The 19,206-nt window shown below is 67.7% G+C and carries 14 protein-coding genes; 3 read left to right on the top strand and 11 right to left on the bottom strand.

The features are described from left to right. Positions 1-166: 166 nt before the first annotated feature. Both E8A74_RS23115 and E8A74_RS23110 read right to left on the bottom strand, forming a co-directional pair. Complete coding sequence (locus E8A74_RS23115; RefSeq protein ID WP_136931223.1) at positions 167-2,980, bottom strand: hypothetical protein; 2,814 nt, start codon at positions 2,978-2,980, stop codon at positions 167-169. A gap of 32 nt (positions 2,981-3,012) precedes the next feature. Then, positions 3,013-4,134 carry a trypsin-like serine peptidase gene (locus E8A74_RS23110; RefSeq protein WP_136931222.1) on the bottom strand — a complete coding sequence of 374 codons (1,122 nt, stop codon included), beginning with the start codon at positions 4,132-4,134 and terminating at the stop codon, positions 3,013-3,015. A gap of 539 nt (positions 4,135-4,673) precedes the next feature. Between E8A74_RS23110 and E8A74_RS23105 the strand changes: the two genes are divergently transcribed. Beyond that, entirely contained in the window at positions 4,674-5,486 is an 813-nt protein-coding gene (locus E8A74_RS23105; protein ID WP_136931221.1) for a hypothetical protein, read from the top strand. Positions 5,487-5,524: 38 nt separating this feature from the next. After that, complete coding sequence (locus E8A74_RS23100) at positions 5,525-8,125, top strand: DUF2169 family type VI secretion system accessory protein (protein ID WP_136931220.1); 2,601 nt, start codon at positions 5,525-5,527, stop codon at positions 8,123-8,125. Positions 8,126-8,143: 18 nt separating this feature from the next. Here the strand turns inward: E8A74_RS23100 and E8A74_RS23095 are convergent, their stop codons facing one another. Next, positions 8,144-8,566 carry an META domain-containing protein gene (locus E8A74_RS23095; protein ID WP_136931219.1) on the bottom strand — a complete coding sequence of 141 codons (423 nt, stop codon included), beginning with the start codon at positions 8,564-8,566 and terminating at the stop codon, positions 8,144-8,146. Between the two features lie 507 nt (positions 8,567-9,073). Between E8A74_RS23095 and E8A74_RS23090 the strand changes: the two genes are divergently transcribed. Then, positions 9,074-9,424, top strand: coding sequence for a hypothetical protein (locus E8A74_RS23090; protein ID WP_136931218.1), 351 nt, complete (start codon positions 9,074-9,076; stop codon positions 9,422-9,424). A 34-nt stretch (positions 9,425-9,458) separates the two neighbouring features. Here E8A74_RS23090 and E8A74_RS23085 read toward each other — a convergent pair whose 3' ends face one another. From E8A74_RS23085 to E8A74_RS23050, 8 genes are read right to left on the bottom strand one after another with little or no spacing between them, the layout of a single operon-like run. Beyond that, on the bottom strand, positions 9,459-10,145 hold the full coding sequence (locus tag E8A74_RS23085) for a penicillin-insensitive murein endopeptidase (RefSeq protein WP_136931217.1): 687 nt from the start codon (positions 10,143-10,145) through the stop codon (positions 9,459-9,461). A gap of 21 nt (positions 10,146-10,166) precedes the next feature. Further along, positions 10,167-10,793, bottom strand: coding sequence for a HEAT repeat domain-containing protein (locus tag E8A74_RS23080; RefSeq protein WP_136931216.1), 627 nt, complete (start codon positions 10,791-10,793; stop codon positions 10,167-10,169). Beyond that, on the bottom strand, positions 10,790-13,561 hold the full coding sequence (locus tag E8A74_RS23075) for a type VI secretion system Vgr family protein (RefSeq protein ID WP_136931215.1): 2,772 nt from the start codon (positions 13,559-13,561) through the stop codon (positions 10,790-10,792). Before E8A74_RS23075 ends, E8A74_RS23080 begins: the two co-directional genes overlap by 4 nt. Before the next feature lie 3 nt (positions 13,562-13,564). Beyond that, positions 13,565-15,190 (bottom strand): T6SS phospholipase effector Tle1-like catalytic domain-containing protein, encoded by a 1,626-nt coding sequence (locus E8A74_RS23070; RefSeq protein WP_136931214.1) that lies wholly within the window; start codon positions 15,188-15,190, stop codon positions 13,565-13,567. A 3-nt stretch (positions 15,191-15,193) separates the two neighbouring features. Continuing rightward, on the bottom strand, positions 15,194-15,598 hold the full coding sequence (locus E8A74_RS23065; protein WP_136931213.1) for a hypothetical protein: 405 nt from the start codon (positions 15,596-15,598) through the stop codon (positions 15,194-15,196). Next, a complete protein-coding gene (locus E8A74_RS23060) occupies positions 15,598-16,515 on the bottom strand; it encodes a DUF4123 domain-containing protein (RefSeq protein ID WP_136931212.1) in 918 nt (305 codons plus the stop codon). The genes E8A74_RS23065 and E8A74_RS23060 overlap by 1 nt, the downstream gene beginning before the upstream one ends. A 3-nt stretch (positions 16,516-16,518) precedes the next feature. Further along, on the bottom strand, positions 16,519-16,905 hold the full coding sequence (locus tag E8A74_RS23055) for a PAAR domain-containing protein (RefSeq protein WP_136931211.1): 387 nt from the start codon (positions 16,903-16,905) through the stop codon (positions 16,519-16,521). 15 nt (positions 16,906-16,920) lie between these two features. Further along, positions 16,921-19,143: a type VI secretion system Vgr family protein gene (locus E8A74_RS23050; protein ID WP_136931210.1), complete on the bottom strand. Its 2,223-nt coding sequence runs from the start codon at positions 19,141-19,143 to the stop codon at positions 16,921-16,923. Positions 19,144-19,206 lie beyond the last annotated feature (63 nt).

Genomic DNA, 19,206 nt, shown 5'->3' with positions numbered 1-19,206 from the left:
GCGCTCCCCGCCGGGGCCGTGTTTCGCGATGAAGGTTGCTCGCAGCGGTGGGAAACCGCGTCGCGGGGGCTTGCATCGTGCCGCTGTTCGGGCGGTGCGAGCTCGCGTTCGAGGTGATGGCCGGGATCGTTTGACCGGACACGGGCGCGCCTGCCGGTGGCGCCGGTCAATCGAGCGGATAGATGGGCAGGTCAACCGCGACGTTGAGCATGACTTGCATCGGCCCCTGCCAGCATGCCTGCTTGCCGCCGGCCCCGCAATCATTGGCGCCCGACTTCATCAAGGGCTGCCAGCGCACCCCGCCCATGAGGGCGATGGGCGAGCGGAACATCCCCCAGCGCACGAACAAGCCCGGCGACACGACGCCGTCGAAATCGTACTCCACCTCCTGATCCTCACGCTCCACAACCCGAAGCGCTAGGGGATCGAGCACCGTCAGGGTCAGGCCCACGTTCTGTGTCTTCCGCGAGGCGATCGTCCAGTCGATCCCGATGGGGGCGGACAAGGGGACGAAGCTGAAGTCGTCTGGCCTTTGGACCACGTCGTTCTTCTCGCGGGTGCGCATTGTCCAGAAGTTGTAGGAGCCGCCGAGCCCGACGAACCCGTTGATGAACCACCGGTTCGTCCCGACGTATTTCGCCCGGTAGCTGCCGAGGGGCGCGGCGTGCTCGTCGAGGAGCTTGTGGACGTCGTCCCTCGTCTTCGCCTGGCCGAGCGCGAATACGAACGTGAGGCCCTTCTTCGTCTTCTCGTGGATGTACGGCGCCACGAGCGGGCTGTTGAGCATGACGTTGAGGCTCGTCGCGACGGCGCGATAGTCCTGCCGTGTCGCCGCGGTCGTCGCCTTCAGCCCCTCGTGGACCAGGCCCGTCACCTGTTTCAACTGCTGGAGCTTGTTCAGCCCGTTCCCCAATCCGTTCGACGACCCTTGCGTGGTCGCCACATGTTTCGCGATGGCCTCGCCGAGGCTCAGCATGGAGCCAGTCAGCGCGTCGAGGGCTGCCGCGACGCCCTCCGCGGCCTCGGCGCCGGCCACCATGGGCGGCTTCGACGCGAGCGCCGCCTTGTATTGCACCTCGACGGCGCTGACCGCGTCGTGGAAGTCGGCGATCGCCTGCACCATCGCCTGGAGCTCGTTCCATACGGCGACCTCGGTCTCTGCGAGCCCGCCGAAGACACACGTGTTCCCGCCCGTCTCGCCTCCGTACTCCTTGCAGAAGCTCTTCGTGCCCTCCTCGATCCACTTGAATCCGAGCTGCTCGGGAGGGAACTTCTCGGCGTCGAGCTGCTCCAGCATGACCTGGGTCTTCGAGGCCATCGTGAAGAACAGCCCGAGGACGCAGGGCAACGAGGGCGTGGTGCCTTTCTGGAACTTGCAATCCGTCGGCAAGGCGGTCTTGTCCTTGTCGATGCTCTCGGATTCGAGCGCCTTCCGGATGGCCGGCTCGAGACCTTCGAGGAACTCGAGCGCAGGCTTCTTGGTCTGCACGGTGCTCAGGAGCTGCGTGGCCAGCGTGTACGCCATGATCCGGAGTTGCTTCTCTTCCGTGGCGGTCGCGGTGGCCTTGGAGAGCGGCAGACCCTCCAGCGAGAGCAGGCGGATCGGCAGGGTCATGACCTCGCCCGCGAGCACGCGTTGCAGCCGGCCGCTGTAGATGGCGTCGACGTCCGCATGCCCGCGGAGCCCGCGGGGGAGGAACGTGGCGCACGTCTCCGGGAAGAACATGGAGCCCGAGGCCAGGTCTCGGTTCGACATCGCGTTCGTCCGGAGCTCGCGTGCTTTCTTGTTGTCCACGGAGCCGAGCGCCCAGTACCCGACCGCCACCCCGTTCGGGAGGGTCGCCGCCGAGCGAGCCGCAAGGATGGGATCGGACCAGCGCAGGCCCGTGAGCTTCGTGGAATCGAGCCATGCAATGGGTTTGCTGGTGCCGAGCGCGAAGCCTTCCACATCGGCGAGCTTTCCCGTCTTGTCTTTTTCGTACTTGATCGTGAGCTTGTGCTTCGCGAACGTCTGCAGGTCCTCGAAGCCATAGTCCTCGCCCGCGCCGCAGAATTTCTCGCCGATGCTCTCCACGGCGAACGCGAGCAGCTCCTCTTGCGCGCGCTCCTTCAAGAAGTCGCCGGCGCCCTGGAGCATCGGGGCGACGAACGCAGCGAGCGCGATCCCGGCGCCTGCCCGCTTGGTGCCCGGCTTGCAGAGCTCGTGGAGCTCGTCGTAGGCAGGGATCGTCCGCAGTCCGTCGGCGCCCGGGGTTTTGAGCACGACGTCGCACAGGGTCTGTTTTTGGCTCGGCATCCCGACGGTCTTCGCTTCCCAGGACGAAGCGCGGCTCGTGGCCTGGGACGTCCAGCCTGCGCTGTCGCCGCATTCCAGCGCCGTGTGCATGGGCGACTTGTCCGGTAGCGTCTTGCATAGCTGGGCCACGAGGCGAGCCGGGTCTTCCTGCGCCCCGCATGCCTTCAGGAGCTCTTTCGTCGGCGCCGCGCCGGGGGCTTCGAAATCCACCAACTTCGCCACCTTGGTAGCCGCGTCGCACGCCGTCGTCATGCTCGTCCGCGGAGGGAACGACCTGTAGCTCGATCCCTCCTGGATACGGAACCAGGCCTGATATCCGTCACCCGCGCACGAGAGCGCTCCCTTCACCGCACCCGACTCGGCGCCATCGCCGCAGATCCGCCGCGTCATGTCCTCCAGATTGGGCCATTTCAGCTCGATCACGCGCATCGCGGGCACCGAGCTCCTGGTTTGCCCGGAGGCGCGCCCGCCGTCGATCGGCGGCTCGGGGGCATCGGGATCGCGCGGCGTCGTCGGAGCCTCCTCGCCTGCCGCTGCATTGGCCGCGCCGGCCTTCGCCGCTGCGTTGCCCTTGTTCGCCGGCTTCTTCGCGTCGCTCGCCGCGGCGGGCTTGGCGGGCTTGCTCTGCGCCGCCGCGTCGGACGCCGGGAGCGTAGGCGACAGGGCCGCAAGAAGGACGGCCATGACCGATCCGAAGGAATTTGCTCGATGCGTTCTCATTGCTTCTCCGGGAGTAATTCGTACATGCCGCTCAATGCGAGACCCACATAAGACTTGTTGGGCCCCGTTGGTGTATCGTCATTGGTCGTGATTCCCACGAGGTAGACCTTGTCCCCCGATGCATGAAAAAGACCGCCGCCGCTGGCGCCCGGGGGCACGGTCAGATCGTCCGAGAAAAAGGCGCGGCCGTCCCCGATCCGCTCCACCGAGCCCTCGCCGAAGCGCGAGCCGCTCGTCGGGAAGCCATAACGCACCACGGAATGGCGCCCACCCGAGGCGCCGAAGTCGCGCTTGCGCCAGACCCCGAGGCCGGGCGCATGTTCGACCTCGATGAGCGCATAGTCGCAGTCCACGCGGCCCTGCGAGAACCCGGGATGCACCTTCACATCGCGAACCCTGAACGAACGGCCGAGCCTCGGTGAGGCGACCGTCACGGAGTGGGCGCCCACGACCACGTGCGCCGCGGTCAGGACCAGGTACGAACCGAGGAACACGCCCGAGCCCACCTTCGGCTTCAATCCGTTCGCCGTGACCTGGACGACCGAGTCCGCCCATTCGGAGCCCCGGTCGTCTCGCCCCGGGAGCCCCTTCTTGACCGTATCGATGCGCGGGTCGCTCCTCGGACCTTCGCGTGGGATGAGATCCGCGTCGAGCAGCGCCTTCACGGCGTCCCCGCGTGTCTTCCGCGCCGAGTGGTAGACCTCGACGAGGTCCGCCGGCACCTCGATATCGAGAAGCTGCTTCGCCGCCCCGGAGAGCTCCTCGACGAGCTCCGGACGCCACATCGGCTCGTTCTCCTTCTGGATCTGCGGGACGAGGGCCTGCAGGGCGAGCAGCCCTTGGAGCTCGCCGGCCGGCCCCACCAGGCTACGGGGCACGTGCTGGTAGGCGCGATGATGGCGAATCACCTCGGCGATCGGCTCATACGTCGCGTCCGCGCGCAGGAGGAGGAGGGGGAGGTCCGGCTGTTTGGCGACGACCATTGCCTCGATGCGCTCGATTTCCTCGTCTGCCACGAGGAAGCTCCGCGCGGCGCGATCGACGCCGCCGGACCCGAGCGAGGGGGCGGCGCTGTTCGCCTGAAGAAACGTCTTGATGGTCCTGTTCGAAGTCGTCATGCCAAGTCCCTTCCTCCTCGCGAGCGAGGTGTCCGAGCGTGATCCGCTTCCCACGCGGGAAGAGCCCCCACGCCGACGGCTGGTCACGCTCCATTGCGATGTCCGTGCCAGATACGGAAACGACGGAGGCCGACCGTGGAGCGTCGAGCCATCCGCGCGTACGAGCGCATAACGTGTGCGGCCACGAGGTCCGCGTATTCTCACGGGCACGCAATCCGTTCGCCGAGACGATTCGTTTGCGTCCCCCGGCGTATGTGCGCTCGTCACGTCCACCCGCAGGCATGAACGGCGACCTTGCCGCCGACCTTAGCCCGTCGCCTCGTGCGACCCTGCCCGCGGCTTCGTGGAAGCCGCGCGCGACAATCGTCGACCTCGCTGGCGAGGTCCGCTACCTTGCCCGCGAGACGACATGACCAGAGGTCATCGAGCCAGCCCGCGGGATTGTCGAGCCGGCCCGCGAAGTCGTCGACCCGCTCCGACGACATCATCGACCCCGCCGCCGACATCGTTCGACCCTGCTACCCTTCCACCTCCCCTCGATGCCCGGCCCGACCGCCCCCGACGATCCTTCCGCCGCCCTCGCCGCGCGCCTCTGCAAGGTCGTCCCCGCGCTCGCCGACCTCGCCATGCGCACCGCCCTCGTCCTGCGCACCCTCGAAGACGCCGGCCCCCCCACCGCCGCCCGCGCCCTCGACGAGATCGCCTCTCGCGCCGAACAGACGGAAGCCCCCGCCCGCGAGGTCCTCGCCGCCCTCCTCCCGCTCCTCGGCGACCCCCTGCACGCCGGCTTCGTCGGCGCCCTCCGCGTCGTCGCCAAGGACGCCTCCCTCCTCGCCCTCGGCCGCCTCCTCCGCCGCAAAGCCAGGCACGCCGAATCCCAGGCCCCCTCGCCGATCGAGCATCGCGGCATCGCCCTCGAACCCGGCGGCCGGCCCCTCTCCCTCGGCGAGCGCCGCGCCCTCGCGCGCAAGCCCTCCCGCGGGATCCTCGACAAACTCCTCGCCGACCCGCATCCGCGCGTCATCGAGAACCTGCTCGCCAATCCACGCCTCACCGAGGACGACGTCGTCCGTATCGCGGCCAAGCGCCCGCAGAAGCCCGAAATCGCCTCCGAGGTCGCGCGCTCCGCGCGCTGGATGGCCCGCGCCCGCGTGCGCATGGCGCTCGTCCTGAATCCCGGCACGCCCCCCGAGCTCTCCGTGCCCGTCCTCTCGCAGCTCCTGCGCCACGAGCTCGCCGACGTCGCCGCGTCGACCCAGGTCCCCGCCGTCCTTCGCTCCGCCGCCCTCGACCTGCTCGCGCGCAGGCCTCCGCTGCCGCCCGATCCCAACGGCGGCGCTTCGATGCAATGACCTGGTAACAGGGGACTCCGATGGTTTAACCTCCCCGAATGGAGGTCGTATCCCTCTCCCCGCTACCGGTCGCCTCGATGATCTGGCAGTCCGGACCCGGCGCCTGGACGCTCACGTTCGTCGCCAAGGCGACGTGCCAGATCCAGCCCGGAAAATCGCCCCTCGCCCCGGCCCAGGAGCCGGTGCACGAGGAGGACTCCCACTGGGACGACGACGACGCCCGGAGCCTCTTCGCCGCGAGCGACCTCGCCCCCCTCAAAGCGCGCATCGACGTCATGCTCGTCGGCTCCGCGTTCGCGCCGCAAGGACAACCCGTCCGCTCCCTCTTCGCGCGCCTCATCGTCGGCGACCTCGACAAATCGATCGAGGTCCACCAGGACCGCACCTTCACCGCCGACGGCGCCCTCGTCGAGGGCCAACGATTTTCCCGCATGTCGCTCGCGTACGAGCGCGCCGCGGGCGGCCCCGAGACCACGAACCCCGTCGGCGTGCGCCTCGACGTCCGCGACTCCTTCGGCCGCATGAAGCTGCCGAACCTCCAGCCGCCCGGCCTGCTCGTCAGCTCCCCGAGCACCCCCATCGCGCCCGTCGGGTTTGGCCCGGTCGCCCCGGGCTGGCCCCTCCGCCGCGGAAAGCTCGGCCGGTATGCCGCGAGCTTCACCCCGCATTCCCTCATCGCGGCCCCCTTGCCCGAGGACCTCGATCGTTCGTTCTTCAATGCCGCGCCCGGCGACCAGCAGCTCGCCGAGCTCGCCGAGGACGCGCGCATCGTCCTCGAAAACATGCACCCGCAAATCCCCCGCCTCGTCACGAACCTGCCGGGCCTCCGCCCCCGCGCCGTGCTCGAAGGCCGGGGCGGCGCGCACGTCCTTCCCTTGGCCTGCGATACGCTCTGGATCGACACCGACCGCCAGATCGCGACGTTGACGTTCCGCGGGCGCATTCAGCTCGAACGCCTCGAAGAGCCGGGCCGCATCGTGGTGACGCTCGAAGAGGCCACGAATGTCGTCGCCATCGCGCCGGCCGTCCCCGGGAGGCCGGTGGGCCCGGAGACGGTCGTTCCTCCGCCGCCCAAGCCGCGCGCCGCGACGATGACGATGATCGCGGCCGACGACGAGGGAATCGACACCGTCATTCCCACGGATCTGCGCGGGGGTGCGGCGCCGCGGCAGACAGGAGCGCTCCCGTTCGTGAAGGCCGCCGCGCCCGCGCACAACATCGCCGACGAACGCACGACGCAATCGGGCGGGCTCCCGTTCGCCGCCGCGGGCGCGCCGCCGGCGCAGCCCCGGGCGATATGGGACGAGCGGACCACGCCCTCGGGCGGGCTCCCGTTCGCCAAGCCAGGCCAGAATGCCCAATCCTGGTCCCCCGTGCCGCCCGCGCCGCAAGCGCCACAAGCGCCGCCTCCGCCCCCGGCGCGCAGCTCGTCGCCTGGCTTCCGTGCGCAGAGTATGCCCGGGCAGCCGCCCGCGGCGCCGCCGTCGCCCGTCGTGGCCCCCGTCGTGGCCCCCGCGCCGCCCGCGCCCGTGCAGCCGCCGCCGCCCGTCCCGCGCGGCTCGCAGCCGGGCGGCGCGACCCGTCCCGCCGACGACAGCGTGTGGGGCGCGGGCATAAGCCGCGGCGAGACCCCGGCCGGGCCCTCCATTGGGCAGGTCGTCGTCGCGGCCACCGCCGCCGCGCAAGCGACGCGCGACGACGCGACCGCCGGTGTCCTCGGCGCCAGCAATGCCGCCGCGGGCCCCTCGAATGCGACGGCGGCCGCGGGCAAACGCGAGGACGGCCGCCTCCCGGCCACGGCCTTCGGCGTGGGCGTCCGCCCCTCGGGCCGGCTCGACGTGCGCGACGTCGTGCATTTGATCTGGTACAACCCCGAGAGCGTCGCGCGCATCTGCCGCGTCCCCGTCTGGCGCGCCATTCTCGACGAAATGGAGGACGAGGCCGCCGACGAGTCGCTGAACGACCCGGCCCCGACAAAGGACCCGATCATCGTCGAGGACACGCGCGACATCTTCGAGATCCTCTCGCGCGGCGCCTCCCAGGACGTCGACCAGCTCGAAGCCGAGCTCGGCGCGGCCGTTCGCCCGGGCAACAAGTTCGTCCCGTCGCTCCTCTTGCTCGCCGGCGAGCTTTCTTTCCCCTTCGACGAGCGCAAGACCCTCGAAGCCGCGATCGCCGTGGCGACGCCGATCGCGGGCGCCGACGAGGGGCTCAAGACGGCGCTGCGCGAGGCCCGCGAATTTTTGACCTCGCCCGAGCAGCTCTGCCCCGCGCCGATCGTCGAGGGATACACGGCGCGTATTCGCGAGGCCTACCAGCGCGGCCGCCGCGCTCTCGGCCCCGACGCGCTCGATATGCAAATGGAGCGCGCGCTCATCGAGGGGCGCCATTACCAGAAGCGCCAGGTCCTCGGCATGAGCGCGATCCGCGCGCACCTCCACACGAGCACGGGCACCGGCGCGCGCCCCGCGCCCGTGTACCTCCCCGACGACATCGCGAAAAAGCTCCCGCTCTTCCAGAAGTTCCGCGCGCGCTTGCTCGTCGAGCTCTACTTCCAGGAAGACCAGTACGAGCCACACCCGGCCGCGCTCAAGGCGCTTTCCATCGGCCGGGTGCAATCTTCGATCGATCGGCGCTGACGCCGGCAGGTCTCTCCCTCAGTCGTCTCGCTCGAAGATGAGCGTGCCTTGCCCATTGCCGTACTCGATCCTCAGTTCATCCCCCGAGAGCTCGAAGCGGCCGGCCTGCTCCAGCGCGCGGAGGTACCGGCCCTCCTGTTCCATCACGCCCTCGCAGAACATTCTCGTGCTTCCCGCGGAGGACATCGAGAGCGTGTCCCCCTCGACCGTGTAGGAGGCGAAGTAGTAGTTGCAGGGGGCTTTGCCATTCGCGGTCCCGTCCGCCTGGAACACGAGCGTGACCTCGGTCCTCCCGGAGGGACGCCACTCCGTCCTTCCCTCGACGATGGATTCGAGCTCCCATTGCGTATTGGCCAGTCTGTTCGGCTCATCCGCCACCGCTGGGGCGACCATCGACAGGACGGGCAGCATCGCGAACAGGGATCGCAGAACGTAACCCATGGTGTACCTCCCAGACGCGCTCGATGGCAAAGCAACGCTTGCGCCCCGAGCGCGCCTCTGGAGATGTGCAATCCCTGCCCTTGCACGAACGGGCGAGCCGGCGGAGGAGCGCGCCTGAGGAGGCAAGTTCGTCCCGTCCTTGCTCTTGCTCTTGCTCGCAGGCGAGCTCTCGTTCCCCTTCGATGAGCGCAAGACGCTCGAAGCCTCCGGCGAGCGGCGCTAGCCCCTCGCCGCCTCGACGAGGAGGGCGCCCGCTCCTCGCTTCTTCCCGGCGAGGCCGTCATGAGCCCGTGACAGGTGCCGTAACAGCGTCGTGACGGTTGTTCCACGTCCGTGACAGGCTGCGGTGATTCCCTTTCGAATCTGCCCGCCCAGCGAGGCCCGGAAGGCTATCGAGCGGGTCGGCACGGCCGTTGCGATATACGCAAACGTGAGCGCTCCGCGCGGCAGGCGCCTCGCGGCCACGACAACGTCACAACCCATCACCGTTCAGGGAGCACGACCATAATGAAGACGACCCTCGCGCACAACCGCAATCGATTCTTTGCGACCGCCTTCCTCGCCGCGGCTCTTCTGTATCCCGTCTTCACGGCGCAGGCGAACGAGGGGGTATCGGCGCAAAACCTCGGCGCCGTGGAGCACGGCGAGCCGCTCGTCGGCCACCGGACGGCGCCCGCGCCGGAGCCAATGCAGTCGGGTGTCGTCAAGTGCTGCCACGGCGAGAACGGCAGCGGGAACCCCGAGACGTGCGTGTGGCTGCCCATCGGCGGCAGCTGTTCGCATTACGGAGAGGAGTACAGGAGGGCCCTGTGCCCGACCGAGCTCTCCGACCCGTCGAATTGCCGGTACCTCGAGTGACGCTCGCTGCGTGATCGGCGCCCGGCCGACGCGCTCACTCCTCGAAGCGCACGTGCAGGTGGTTGTGGTGCCCTTCCCAGAAGCGCACGCCGGCCATCTTCGAATCGTTGAACAGGATGAGCTTCAGGTTCGGCTCCGCGTGCAGCGCCTCCACGAGCAGCTTCGTCCGCGCGTGGCTGTAATTCGGATCCGAGATCGTCACCGGCGCCCTGCGCCCATCCGCGCGCACCGGCCGAATGTCGACGTCCGTGCCGCGCCGGTGCGAGCCGTGTGGCGCCATCCGGCCGCCTTGCTGAAAGCTGATGTCCCCGATCGCGATCTCGAACCCGTGCGGCTTCAGCACCGCGGCGACGTTCCGGATCGATTGAATGGTCGACGCCGTGCCCCAGACCCGGTCCTGCGACTCGTACAGATAAAAATTGCCGTTTTCCCCCGAGAGCTGCACGAACGCCACGTTCGTCGCCTGGGGCTGATCGCCGAGCAACATACGCCAGGTTCGCCCGTGGGGATCGACGCGCCCGTCGGGCGAGCCGAGCCGCACGACAGCGCGCTGGAACGAGAGGATCGCGCGCAGCGTCGCCTCGTCCATGATTCCGGTCTCGGGCAACGTGCCGATGGCGGACGTGATGTGCGCGTTCTTGTTGAGCTGTTTTTGGACGAGCAGCACGTCGTCGTGCGCGTTGCGCCCGCCCTGGCCGACCGAACCCGTGAGACGATACATGGTGCGCTCCTCCGCGTGAGATCAGGTATCGGCGAGCTCGGGCGGCATGCCGACGAGATGGCAAATCTGCGCGAACGTGGCCCGCCGCGTCGCCTCGTCGTCGTCGCGCAGGCCCCGAATCAGGGGGCGGAACTCGAGCGCGAGCGGGCTCTTCGCGAGGCCTGCCATGAAAAGAAGCGTCGCGCCCGCGCTGACGCGGACCACGCGCGTCGGGTGGTGAATGCAGGCCCAGGCGAGCGCGTCGCGAATCTCCGGTGATTTCATCTGGCCGGCCGCGACGACCGCCGGCGGACCACTGTCCTCGTCGCCCTCGCGAATCACCTCGGCGACGATCGGGTCGGCCTTGGGAATCGCTTCGAGGTCTTCGAGCGCGCGCGCGATGGCCACCTTCATGCGCCCGCTCGCGTCGGGCAAGGCCCTTTGCATGGGCATGACGGCGCCGCGCGTCTCTGCGGCGGCGAGCGCGGGCGGCGCGCGCCAATCGTCGACCAAGAGCCGCTCCATGAGCAGCTCCTCGGCCGCGCGCCGCTCCTCCTTTTCGAGGGAGAGGAGCGTCTCCACGTCGACCGACTCCCGGAAATTCTCGCCGGGTCTCTCGACGCTGTCGACGAAACGCTTGAATGCCTGGGCTCGCTCTTCGGTGCTCATGAGGCCTTCTTCGGCGGGGGCACCGCCAGCACGTCCTCGAGCGGCACGGGGACGAGGTCGTAGGTTTTTCCGGCCTGGTCCTTGTATTTGCCCGTGGCGCTCTCTTGCATCAAGAGGACGTTGATCGACGTGTATTTCTCGTTATCGAGGAGGATTTGCACCTCCTCGCGGAAGATCGCCGACATGCCGAGCGGCATGTACGAGACGACCACGTTGATCTCGCCGCTCGCCTTGTCCGCGAGCCTGCCCGAGATCGTGCGCCAGGCCTTGTCCTGGACCTCCCATTCGTCGCCGTACGCGGCCTTCGCGAGCGCGTCGCCGCCCGGGGTCATTTCGAGGCGCGCGCTCGGCGTGCCGCCCGCCGAGCGTTCCATCGCGAGCTGCTCGGCCACGAACCCTGCTTTGTCGCCGCCGCCCGACCAGAACACGGCGCCGCTCGGCGGCGTGGTCACGTTGCCTTCGAGCGCGATGCTCATGAGCGCCGCATAACGAACGGCCGCGGGCCCCTTGCGCCGAACCTTGGGCTTGAGCGCCTCCGCGAGCGCCGCGACCGTCGCGAACGCCGGCGATTTCTCGGGCACGTGGGTGAAGCCGGTCTCCGTCTTCGCCTCCTTGGCCTTCGCGATCTCTTTCGGGTGCGAGCCATGCCCATGCCCGGCCCGGCCGCTCACGTTGATGTCGACCTTCGTCCCCGAGATCACGACCCCGGTCATGTCGATCCGCACGAATCCGCCCGGGCCCTTCAGGGTGGCGTCCTTCGTCTCGCCGACGAGCTCCTCGCCGACCTTGAAATGGATCTCCTTGCCCGTCTCGCGCGCGTAATCGCTGCCGACCTTCTCGTGCCGCTCCTGGTAGACCATGAGCGAGTGGTCCTTGCCCGTGCGGTCCTTGCGGTCCTTGTTCACGCGGACGTGCAGGTCCCACTCGTTGCGCTCGCGCTTGTGCCCGCGGACGACGACGTCCTTGTTCTTGAAGACGAGCAGGCGGCGGTGGCTGAAGTTGTATTCGGTCTCGTCCTTGCGGATGCGCTGGAAGCGGTGGCGCCCGATCCGGATGTGGTGCAGGCGCCCCGTCATTTCGAGGCGCTTCTCGTTCGTCACCTGCACCCGGTCCTTGCCCACGGTCTCCAGCAACATGCCCGTCACGTGTTTGTCGCGGACATTGCCGACGGTATCGATCTCGTCGTTCTTGACGAGCTTGCGCAGGTTCTTCTCCGCCTGCATGAAGAAGAGCTCCTCGCTCTTCTGGTCCTCGAATTTGATCTCGTTGAAGCCATTCTCGCTCGGGATCGACTGGCTCTTCCACGTGCTGACCGTCTTGTGCTCGGGCAGCGCGTAGGGGACGGGTTTCTCCGGGTTGTAGAGCCTGCCCGCGATGACGGGCCGGTCCGGGTCGCCCTCGATGAACGTCACGAGGACCTCCTGCCCCACGCGCGGCAGGTTCAGCCAGCCATAACCCGTGCCGCCCCAGCCCTCCTCGACGCGGATCCAGCACGAGCTGTCGTCGTCGCTTTGGCCGTGCCGGTCCCAGGGGAATTGCACGCGAATGCGGCCGAATTCGTCGACGTGGATCGCCTGGTCGACGTCGTCGCCCGTTTGAGGCCCTACGACCCGCACGGATTGCACGCCGAGCACCTCCGGCCGCGGCGTGGCGAGCGGCGGCCTGTAAGCGACGTCCGCGAAGACGGCGTGCCCGACGACCTGCCATTCCCCCTCCGCCGTCCCCTCGAAGATCGTGTCCGTCGTCAGCATGGGCCGCGCGACGTCGGGGTGCGGGTGGTTGTCGATGCGGAACACGACGCCCGGCGTGAGGTCGTCCAGGTTGCTCTCGAAGGCAATCCCGCCGCGATCCGCGCGCGCCGCTTCGAGCGCCCGCGTCGCGCGCGCCGTGCCCGTCGCGTCGTCGTGCCGCGCGACGCCCTTGTCGTCGGCGATGGGCGTGCCTCCGCCCCGCCCCGCCTCGACGAACATGCCGCCCGCGATGTAATGGTACTGCTCGAACCGCGCCTTGTCGCCGGCCTTCGGCGCCTCGCCGATGAGCTTGTAATCGGGCCGCCGGAAGTCGTAATCGCGGATCACGAGCGCGCCGGGGCGCACCTCGCGCACGAGCGAGATGCGCGAGATGAACTCCCGCTCGGCCTCCATCGTCGGGTTGTGCTCGTAGGGCACGGGCGCCCCCGGGCGCGGCGCATTCGTGTGCAAGGCGTCGCTGAGCGTGAGCAGCGAGCCTGAATCGTCCACGTCGGGGAACGTGTAGGCGATGCCGGCCTCTTCGAGGAGACGGCTGATGAACGTGAATTCGGTCTCCCCGTACTGGACCCTGAATTCGTGCTTCGGGTATTTGCCGCGGTCGATCTTCCACGCGCGCTTGATGCCCCACTCGTCGAGGATCTTGTCCACGATGTCGGGGATCGAGAGGTGCTGGAAGATCCGGCAATTGCGCCGCTGATCGGTGAGCCAGAGGTGCGGCACGATCCGGAAATGGTACGTCGAGTGCACCTTCGTCTGCCGGCGCTCGGCGTGCGTCTGCTCCATGAAGCTCACGTAGCCGCTCCAGACGCGGAGGTCGGCGCTCGTGAGGTTCTTGTAGCCCGTGCGCACCTTGAAGATCGCCGGGTAGCCCGCGATGGCCGCGACGTCGACCGTGGGGCTCTCCGAGCGGGCCCAGATCGAGACCGTGAACGGCGTCGAGACCGCCTCGTGGATCGAGAACCGGCGCACCGAGAGCGAGGACTCACCGCATTCGAAGCTCAATTCGAGGGTCGCCATGGCTCAATCTTTCGGCAGGTTGTAGTCGCGCACGCCTGCTTCATTGCCGATCTTCCCCGGGGCGCCCACGGAAGGCTGCGCGTCGGCATACACGATCGACCGCTGGAGGCGCGTTTGCACGATGTTCTTCTCGGCCCAGCCGGTGAGCGCGAACTCCGCCGATGAATCGTGAATGTAATCGCGCTGAAGCTCCTGCATGAAGGGCTGGGATTCTCGCGCCTTGGGGTCGTCGCGGTGCCAGTTCCACGGCTGGAGGAAATCCTTGTACCGTGTCTCCGTGTAGAACCGCCGGCGGAACTCGCTGTCCTCGTACGCGTGGATGTACCGCGCGTCGGCCTTCTCCGTGATCTGCGCGTAATCGGTGCCCTTGCGGTACGCGACGTATTGCGCGTAGATCTGGCCGAGCCGATCCGGGATCACGTACATGTGGGCGGGAAGTTTGCTCAGCGGGTCCATCGGGACGAGCGCCTTCTTGCAGGCGGTGTGCATGTCGAGCAGCGGGATGTGCGCGAGCTCCTTCTTTTTCCCGGGCACGGCAGGCTTGGCCGGGATCGTGTATTCGTACGGGAAGCCGAATTCGTCGACCTGCCGGATCGTCTGCGCAGGAACGGGGGGTTTGTCGGCGCGGTCGAGGTACGAACCCCCGACGTCGCTGTGGCAGCCGGGGTACCAGAGCTCGAGCATCCATTTCTTGTAGCGGATGGGCTTCTGGTACTTGTTCCGCGTCGATTTGAACCAGCTATCCTGGTCGTTCGGATCCATGAAGATCGACGTGAGCGGGAAGAGCATGCGGAACTCGTCCTCGGCCACGAGGTGCACGCAATACTCGACATACGAGTGATCGACCTGGAGCAGGAAGCTATCGCCCGTGTTGAACATGTTCACGGTGTCGAAGACCCCCATGAACTTGGGCGTGATCTGGTTGTCCGGAATGCGCTCGAAGACCTCGCGCGGCACGAGCACCGTCCCGCCGCGGGGGGAGGGGACCCGGATGTATTCGGTCTTCACCGGGACCTCCAGGTTGCGCACGCCCGTGGTCTTGACCTCGTTCACGAAATCACGCGCGAGCGCCGCGCCGCGGCTGAAGCCGAAGACGTCGAAGAGCTTGTGCGGGACGATCAGGTTGCCGTGCCGGGTATAGAATTCGGCGAGCTGGTTCAGCCCCCAGCGGATGCGCTCCTTGCCGCCGAAGCCGAGGCCGCCGCCCGCCATGCCGTTGCCATACCGCTTCGTGACCCCGCCCGGCGTGTCTTTGGCCGTCTTATCGTCGTAATCGAAATCCGAGCCGACGCCGTGGTGATAGACCTTGTGCAGCTTCGGGATGTCCGACGGCTTGTAACATTCGAAGAGCTTCGCGACGTTGGTCGGCCCGTTCATCCCGACCCGCTTGCCCTTGCCGTTCGGCTTCTGGCGCTCGGTGTCGTTCAGGAAATCCGTGGCCTCGAAGTCGAGCTTCCGGTTGCTCGCGCCGTTGCCCCAGTCGCGCCACTTGTTGTTGCCCGTGCCGTCGAAGAAAACGCCGATGCGGCAGCGGCCGTCGGGGCACTCTTTCGTCCCGCTCGGCGGCGCGAGCGGCATGGATTGCGCATTCGCGAGGTTTTCGAGCGCTCGTTGGATCGCCGAAGCCATGGCTCAGTCCTCCTCCATCACGACAGCATCCACGTCTTTCCAGTACGCCTCGGCATCACATTGCCGCTCGGCCTCGTCCCAGTCCTCCGGGGTCGCCTCGAACACGAGGGCCTCCATGCGCTTCTCCTCCGGCCGCGACGTATCGGCGAGGATCGCCGCGAGCACCGGATGCTCGTCGTAGGCCGGGTTGATGCGGAGCATGTTCGCCGTGAACAGCGTCAGGCACATCTCGTACGTGAGCCCGTGCTTCCGCGCCCGCGCGATGCAATGAACCACGCGATTGCGCAGGACCTCGTCTTCGAGGAGGCAAAGCTCCTCGAAATAATAAAGCTTGAGGTGACGCACGACGCGCGTCACGAACGCGGGATCGCCGGCTCGTTCGCGTTGCTCGCGGGTGATGAGCAGCATCAGGCCTCCACCGGCACGTGCCGCGCGAGGTGGCCGTGCTCGTCCTCGACGCGGAACGCGGTGATCTCGCCGAAGAGCTCCGCCCGCTGCTTGGTCGTCGTCGTCGGCAAGAAGACCCGCAAGACCCCGGGGTCATAGAAGCGGAAATAAAACTTCTTCCGCGTATCCGCGTCCGCCACCATCAAGAAGCGGCGCAGGTGCGACCGAAGCTCCTTGAAGCTCCGCGGATACTCGATGAAAATCCCCCACCGCTTCTGGAACCCCTCCCGCACGAGCCTGTCGAGCAGCCCCGAGCCGCGCGGCAGCTCCACGAGGTACGGCGCGACGTGCGCGAGCGTCTCGCCTTCGATCCCCTCGTAAAGCGAGCGATATCCCTCGACGGATTCGCGCAGCAACGTGAGGATACGATCACTCCGCGCCGCGTCGAGCACCGCGAAGAGCGGCCCGTCGACCTGCCGGAGCACTTCGAGCGCCGCCTGCTTGCGCGCCTGCCGCCCCGCCCGCTCGCGTTCGAGCCGCGGCCGGTTCTCCTCGACCCAGCACGCTTCGAGCGGCTCGAGATCCCCCTCCTCCGCGTCGAGCAGCACGTCGGTCCGGTCGTCCTCGGGCGGCGTCCTGGCCTCGTAATAGACCATGAAATCGCTCCCGCCCGCCCGGATCCAGCCGCCGTGATCGACCTCCCGCGGCGCGTCGATCTTCTGGCCCCCGACGAGCGTCCCGGCCGCGCTCTTCAGGTCCCGCACCTTGCAACGCGACCCGTCGTACGTGACCTCGAAATGGACCCCGGACATCGCGCCGTCCGGCACGACCCATTGCGCCTTCGGCTTGCGACCGACCCGCAGCCGATCCCCCGCCGACAGGATCCGCTTCGTGCCCGCCTCCGCGCCCCAGCGCAGCTCGACGATCGCCCGCTGCATGGCCTACGCCTCCCGGTTCTTTCGGGCCGCCTCCCGCTTCTGCTTCGCGCGCTCGCACTCCTCGCAGAAGGGTTCGTCCGTGCGCAGCGTCTCCGCCTGCGCCGACGAGCCGATGTTCACCGTCGGGCATCCGATCACGATCTTGCCGCCGTGCGCCGTCGAGTCGCCCATGCGCGACGCCGGCTGGTTGCCGATGAGCACGGTCGACTCGCCTTGCGAGATCGAGTCGATCGGCCCGATGCAAATCGCCTTGTCGCTGATCCGCGCCGCCGGCATGAACCCGATGAGCACGGTCATTTCCCCCGAGATGATCGGGCCCCCCACGTGGGGCTTCGGTCCCTCGCACATGGGGCAGGTATGCATGTCCGTCACGCGTGCTGCTGCAGGCATGTCCCGCTCCTCTCGTTACTGGCCGATCCCGTCGACGCGCAGGTCGATCGGCTTCGGGCGATCCGGCTCCTCCACCACCGCGAGCAGCGCCTCGTCGGGCAGGATGGGGCTCGCCCCCGCGCCCGAGCCCGCGCTGCCGCCGCTGTTGATGCGCACGAGCGTGCCGCGGATCGTCACGCCGCTCGAATCGATACGAATGAACCCCCCCGGCCCCTTGATCGTGAGGTCCTTGGCTGCCTCGATCACGATCGACGTGCCCGCCTTGAGGTGCAGCTCCTTCGCCACTTCGAGCGCCGCGTTCTTCGCGATCTTCTCGTAGTGGTTCTTGTCGACGGTCACCGAGAGCGTGCCGTCCACGCGCTCGTTGCGGTTGCCGACGACGTAGAGGCTCATGTCCTTCTCGACGCGCTCGCGCTTCATCTGCCGGACGACGATGTCCTGATCCTTCTCGATCAGGAGCTTCATGTTCCCTTCCGTCTTCTCGTGCTCGTCGCCCTTCACCATCTTGAGGCTGTTGTCCCCGACGAACAGGCTGCGATCCTGGTCGGTGATCTCCGTGCGGTTCACGCCCGTCACCTCGATGCGCGTGCCGCTCGTCGTCTCCAGCTCCGTGCGCACGACGTACTTCTGCCGGTCGTGCCCGATCGTGATGATCTCGTCGTTCTTCACGAGCTTGCGCAGGTTCTTCTCGGCCTGCATCCACACGAGCTCTTTCGTCTTGAGATCCTCGAACATGATCTCGTTGAAGCCATTGCCGCCGAGCGACGAGTTGCTCTTCCACGCGCTGCGCGTCTTGTACTTGGGCAGCTCGTACGGCACGATCTGCGTCGCGTTGAAGACGCGGCCCGTGATGATCGGCATGTCCGGATCGCCGTCGAGGAAACCGACGAGCACCTCCTGGCCGATGCGCGGGATCACGATCATGCCGTAGCCCGTGCCGGCCCAGCCCTGGCTCACGCGGATCCAGCAGGAGCTCCCGTCGTCGAATTTGCCCTCGCGATCCCAGGGGAACTGCACGCGCACACGGCCGAACTCGTCGACGTGGATCTCCTGCCCCGCGGGGCCCACCACGGTCGCGCTCTGCACGTTGTTGAGCTTCGGCTTCGGCGTCCGCAGCGGCGGGCGGTACACGACGTCGGCGAACACCGCCCGCCCCGAGATGTTCCACTCGTCCTGCGGCGAACCCTCGATCCGCAGATCGATCACGAGCAGGTTCGTCCCGTCCGTGATGTCGGGATGCGGGTGATGACCGATGTTGAAGATCGCGCCGGGCGCGACGTCGGGGCAGTTCGTGTCGAACGCGACCTGCCCGCGGCCCATGCGGCGCGCGAGGAGCGCTCGTTCGGCGCGCCCCTTGCCGAAGGGCTCGTCGTGCCGCGCGATGCCCTTGTCGTCCGCGACCGGCGTGTTGTCGTCGGCCTTGCCCGTCTCGACGAGGAACGCGCCCGGCTGGTAGTGGTATTGCTCGTAGCGATCCTCCGGCGCCGCGGCGCGCGGGCTCTGCGTGCGAAGGGTGTACGAGGGTTTGCGGAAGTTGTAGTCCTGCATCGTCACGAGGCCCGGCCGCACCTCGTGCGAGAGCCGGACATTCGTGACGAACTCCTTCTCCGACTCCTGGTTGGGCTCCTCGATGTACGGGACGGGCAAACCCCCGCGCTTCGGCCCCTTCTCCAGTTTGTCGTGGAACGTGATGTTCGTGCCCACCTCGTCGGGGAACGTGAACGCGATGCCCGCCTCCTCGACGAGGCGGCTCATGAACGCGTAGTCGCTCTCGCCGTACTGGACCTTGTATTCGAGCTTCGGGTACGTGCCGCGATCGATCTTCCAGACGGGCGTGATGCTCCACTCGCCGAGGAGTTTGTCGATGATGTCCGGGATCGAGAGGTGTTGGTAGATGCGGTGACCACGGCGCTGCGTGAGCAGCCAGGCCTTCGGCGCGATGCGGAGGAAGTAGGTCGACTCGGCCTTCTGCCCCGGGATCGGCGCGACGCCGTGGACCTGCTCGACGTGCGTCACGACGCCCTTCCACGTCCGCGAGCCGAGCCCGGCGACGAAGCGCACGCCGTGCACGATCTTGAGCGAGGCGTCCTTGCCGATGATGCCCTCGAGATCGACGTCCGGATCTTCGCAGCGGGCCCACACGGCGATCGTGGAGAGGGTCGAGACGCTCTCCTCCACCGTGAAGCGTCGAACGGAGAGATCCGCGCCTGAAGCTACCTTGAGCTCGAGGATGGGCATAAATGTAATTCTACCACGCGTGCCAGAGCCAAAAACAAGGGGCTTTTCCCTGGTTTCTGCATC

The sequence above is a fragment of the Polyangium fumosum genome (assembly GCF_005144585.1).
GTDB lineage: Bacteria > Myxococcota_A > Polyangia > Polyangiales > Polyangiaceae > Polyangium > Polyangium fumosum.
The sequence above is the reverse complement of the archived record's forward strand: the minus strand, read 5'-3'. Positions and strand labels throughout refer to the sequence as shown.